General features: G+C 66.9%; 4 protein-coding genes and 1 pseudogene. 3 read left to right on the forward strand and 2 right to left on the reverse strand.

What is annotated here, in order from left to right; translation table 11 throughout:
• Nucleotides 1–540, forward strand: a pseudogene (locus tag WCZ84_RS13660) (hypothetical protein); the annotation flags it as partial.
• Nucleotides 525–2243, forward strand: coding sequence for a single-stranded-DNA-specific exonuclease RecJ (recJ, locus tag WCZ84_RS13665; protein WP_372686828.1), 1719 nt, complete (start codon nt 525–527; stop codon nt 2241–2243). The pseudogene WCZ84_RS13660 and the gene recJ, both read left to right, overlap by 16 nt.
• On the opposite strand, the gene WCZ84_RS13670 is transcribed toward recJ, so the two are convergent.
• Nucleotides 2200–3108, reverse strand: a complete 909-nt coding sequence (locus WCZ84_RS13670) for a DMT family transporter (protein ID WP_372686829.1) — start codon at nt 3106–3108, stop codon at nt 2200–2202. The genes recJ and WCZ84_RS13670 overlap by 44 nt on opposite strands.
• Before the next feature lie 316 nt (nt 3109–3424).
• Here WCZ84_RS13670 and infA point away from each other — a divergent pair, with 316 nt between their 5' ends.
• A complete protein-coding gene (gene infA / locus WCZ84_RS13675; RefSeq protein ID WP_372686830.1) occupies nt 3425–3685 on the forward strand; it encodes a translation initiation factor IF-1 in 261 nt (86 codons plus the stop codon).
• Nucleotides 3686–3802: 117 nt separating this feature from the next.
• Here the strand turns inward: infA and WCZ84_RS13680 are convergent.
• Nucleotides 3803–4550 (reverse strand): ABC transporter substrate-binding protein (locus tag WCZ84_RS13680; protein ID WP_372686831.1); only part of this gene is annotated, 748 nt, incomplete at its 5' end.

A 4550-nucleotide genomic window follows, 5' to 3' on the forward strand; every position in this document is an offset into this window, starting at 1 on the left:
GCGGAACTGCCGGACCATCCCATGATCGACCTGCGCCCGACGCCGCTGCCGGCCACCTGGCAAGTCTGCTGGTCCGAGCCGGTATCGTTCGACTGCGCAAGCCCCGCCCTGGTGGCCAGCAGTGCCGTGAATGACTGGTGGCCACAATCAGCGCAGGCGCGCCCCTGGCGCCGGCTGGTCAACACGCTGCAGATGGCCTGGTTCGAACATCCAGTCAACCAGGCGCGCGCGCGCCTGGGCCTGCCGTCCATCAACAGCCTGTGGCTGTATGGTGGCGGCCGGCGCGAACGGCTGCAGCGGCCGCTACCAGCGGACCTGCACGTCGACGACCGGCTGAATGATCATGCCATGCGCCAGGACTGGGGCGGCTGGCTGCAGGCGCTGGCCAGCCTGGATACGACACTGGCGGGCCTGATGGACCGGGGCTCGGGCGTGCTGACTCTGTGCGGGCGCGAGCGCCACATCACCTTGAACGTCAGGCAAGGCTGGCTCAGCCGCCTGCGCCCTCACGACTGGAGGCGCTGGTGGTGCAGCCGCTGATTGTGACCCGCGTCCCTGCGCCTGACGCCTGCCAGATCCTGCTGGAATCAGGGGCACACCCCTTGCTGGCGCACCTTTGGGCGGCGCGCGGCCTGGCGCGACCCGATACCCATGCCTGGGCCGGCCTGATCCCGCCGGCCGAACTCGATCACGTTCACCATGCCGCACGCTTACTGGCAGACGCCCTGGCAGCGCGGCAGAAACTGCTGATCATCGCCGATTACGACTGCGACGGTGCGACCGCCTGCGCATTGGCCATACGCGTGTTGCGCCAGCTGGGCGCCGACGTGGATTTCCTGGTGCCCAATCGCTTCGAGACCGGCTATGGCCTGTCGCCCGCCGTGGTCGAACTGGCCTGCCGGCACCCGGCGGGCCGCCCTGACTGGCTGATCACGGTGGACAACGGCATCGGCAGTGTCGACGGGGTGGCGGCGGCCCAGGCCGCCGGCATGCAGGTGATCGTCACCGACCACCATTTGCCCGGCGCCACCCTGCCGCAGGCGCAGGCCATCGTCAATCCGAATCAGCCGGGCTGCGGTTTTCCATCCAAGCACCTGGCCGGCGTGGGGGTCGTGTTTTACCTGATGCTCGCCCTGCGCGCCGAACTGCGCACACGCGGCGTGCTGTCGGCCCGCCAGGGGCCCCGGCTCGAGGCCTTGGCCGACTTGCTTGCCCTGGGCACCGTGGCCGACGTCGTGCGGCTCGATGCGAACAATCGCCTGCTGGTGGCCCGGGGTCTGGACAATATCCGCCAGGGGCGCATGCAGGCGGGCATTGCCGCCCTGTTCGCCGTGGCCGGACGCGACCCCCGCCATGCAAGCGCCGCCGATCTGGGCTTTGCACTGGGCCCACGCATCAATGCGGCCGGCCGCATGGCCGACATGAGCCTGGGCATACAGTGCCTGCTGGAAGACGATCCGGCGCGTGCCGCGCAGCTGGCCAGCGCCCTGGACGACATCAACCGTGAACGGCGCACGCGGGAAGCGACCATGCAGGCGCAGGCCGAAGCTGCGCTGCGGGCGGGCACCCCCACTGGCACGGCCAGCCTGTGCGTCTGGCAGGATGATTGGCACCCCGGCGTCATTGGCTTGGTGGCTTCGCGGCTCAAAGAAGCCTGGTGGCGCCCTGCGCTGGCCTTCGCGCCAGATCGCGACGACACCCTGCGCGGCTCGGGACGCTCCATCCCCGAGGTCCATCTGCGCGATGCGCTGGACCTGGTCTCCAAGCGTTTGCCAGAGGCGATCCTGACATTTGGCGGACATGCCATGGCGGCCGGCCTGACGCTGCGGCGTCGCGCGTTCGACGACTTCGCGCTGCAGTTCGACCAGGCAGTACGCACGCTCAGTGGCTGCAGTTCTTTCGAGCCGCAGCTGGACACCGACGGTTCGCTGGCGCCCGAATTCTGTACGCCCGAGACGGCCGACCTGCTGGCCCGCCAGATATGGGGGGCCGGGTTTCCGGCGCCCCTGTTCCATGACCGCTTCCGGGTGCTGCACCAGCGGCTTCTAAAAAACCGCCACCTGAAGCTTTTCTTGCAACGCGGCGACCTGCGCCTGGATGCCATCTGGTTCAACCACGATCAACACCTGCCCGATGACGTCGACGTAGTCTACCGGCTGGACAACAACCGGTGGGGGGGGCGCACGCAACTGCAGCTGCTCATCGAGCACGCCGGTGCGACGACAGAACGATCCCGCCGATGATGAGGGCGAAAGCCGCCGCATGGAACAACCTGGGGTGCTCGCCCAACAGGAACAAAGACATCAGGGCGGCAAACAGGGGGGTCAGGTTGTTGAAGAATCCGGCCACCGTGGGGCCCACGCGCTGCACCCCGGCCCCCCAGCAGCGGTACGCGATCACGGCCGGCCCCACCGCCACGAACAGGATGGCCGCCAGCAACCCGCCGCTCCAGGCGATCTGCGCATCGGACCAGCGCCACTCGAGCGCGGTGAACAGGCCGGACCAGACGACCCCATACAGGATCTGCCCCAGAAGGAAGCCAGCCCAATGATCCCGGATGGGCGAATCGACCGGCACGCGCGTCAACTGCCAGCTATAGAACGCCCACAGTATGGTGGCCAGCACCATGAGCAAGTCGCCCACCACGAAGCGCAGCGCCATGAGTTCGGCCCAGCTGCCAGCCGACAGCACCACGGCCACGCCCGCCAAGGACAGCACGGCGCCCAGCACCTGGGCCGGGCGGATGGCCACGCCATGGAACAGGCGTCCGATGATGAGCATCCATACGGGCATGCTGGCTGCCACCAGTGTGACGTTCATAGGGGTCGACGTGTGCAGGGCCAGATACTGCAGCGAGTTATACAAACCCACGCCCAACAGACCCAATACCGTATAGCGAGGCCATTCACGCCAAATGACGCTGTGTCTGCCCAGCACGCGCCAGCCCAACGGCAGCAGGAGCAGGAGCGCGACGAACCAGCGCAGGAAGTTCAGCGTCAACGGCGGCACCATGTCCGCCACCGCGCGACCCACCACTGCGTTGCTGGCCCACATCAGGGGCGGCACGAGCAGCAGTGCCGCCGTATCAATGGAAAGCTTCTGGCTCATGCTGCACACACATGGGGAGCGTGTCCTGGTTGCTGGGTACCCGACGTATTTTAACCAGCGCCTGACCCCCCCTTTCACTTGACATAATCACGATCCGCGCATAAAATGCAAGTCATTGAAAGCAATCAGCTTTCATCTTGCATTCGGATTCATTCCACCACTTGCCCATCCAGAGGCTCACGTTCTCCGGGTGGTTGTCTTGTTTCGGGGCATGCAATGCCCTGTCCGGATTTCATTCTGCCCCGCCAGTCTGTCATGCCGCCAGAACGCGGGTTCACGGCGATGGGCAGTCGTTCAGCCATTTCAAGGAGTCCATATGGCCAAAGAAGAATTATTGGAAATGCACGGCTCAGTCACCGAAGTCCTGCCCGATTCCCGATTCAGGGTAACACTGGACAATGGCCACCCGGTCATTGCCTACACGGGCGGCAAGATGCGCAAGCATCACATCCGTATCCTGGCCGGCGACCAGGTTACGCTCGAAATGTCCCCGTATGATCTCACCAAGGGGCGCATTACCTTTCGCCACCTCAATCGGTCGCCTGGCAGCCCCGCCCCCCGCCGCCGCACGCGATAACCGCCCAAGACGCGCCAGGCTCGGCCTTCTCCGCACAGCCCGCACAGCCCGCACCGTCTGGTCCGGCAACGGGTCCGGCAACAGGCCTGGGGTGTCGGGCCAACCAGGCCAACCAGGCTAGTGACAATCGGGAACGGTCTGGTCGAGATACACTTCGAACGCGATATCACGCGCCTGCGACCGGCCCAGAGCCTGTAAGTCCGCAGGTTCAGGGGCGCCAGACGAGACAGCAGCCGGATTCCCGGCCTGCCGCCGCCGGCTGATCCACCACAAACGCGCCTCCGTCGTCGGCCGCAACCGGGCTGAGAATTTTTGCCATTCCGGAAATGCCAGCAGGTGCTGCAGCAGCGCCTCGTCCATCACCGCCGCGTCGCACCCCCCGATACGCAGGGCCAGCAAGGCATCGGCGGCGGCCGGATAGATCTGTTCGATCGCCCCGTAGCGCGCGGCCATTTCATCCACATGACGGCCATCCCCGCTCACGCACACGCTGCGCCCTGCCAGATCGCGCCAGGCGTGGATGTCGGTGTCGGTGCGCATGATTGCCATGGCGGCGGCTGACCAGGCCAGCGGCTCCGCCCGGAGCCCATCCGGTACGGCCTGATCCGCCGGGATCACACCCATCCAGGCATCCAGCCGGCCCTGCTGCAGCGCTCGAATCCCCTCTTCCAGTGACATGGCCTGCAGACCCGCACGGCCAGTCGCGGCCTTGCCAGTCGTCGCGTCGGCGCCGAGCCCGTAGGGGCTGGCCGTGGCCGGGCCGGGCGTCGCCGCGGGCTCGGGGTACGCGAACATCCCCTCGATGCGCGCCGGCGTACGTACCTTCGCGCCAGGCAGCGCGGGCGGCGGCACGCGCTCGACCCCC

It is taken from the genome of Castellaniella sp., from assembly GCF_041675725.1.
Taxonomy (GTDB): Bacteria; Pseudomonadota; Gammaproteobacteria; order Burkholderiales; family Burkholderiaceae_B; genus Castellaniella.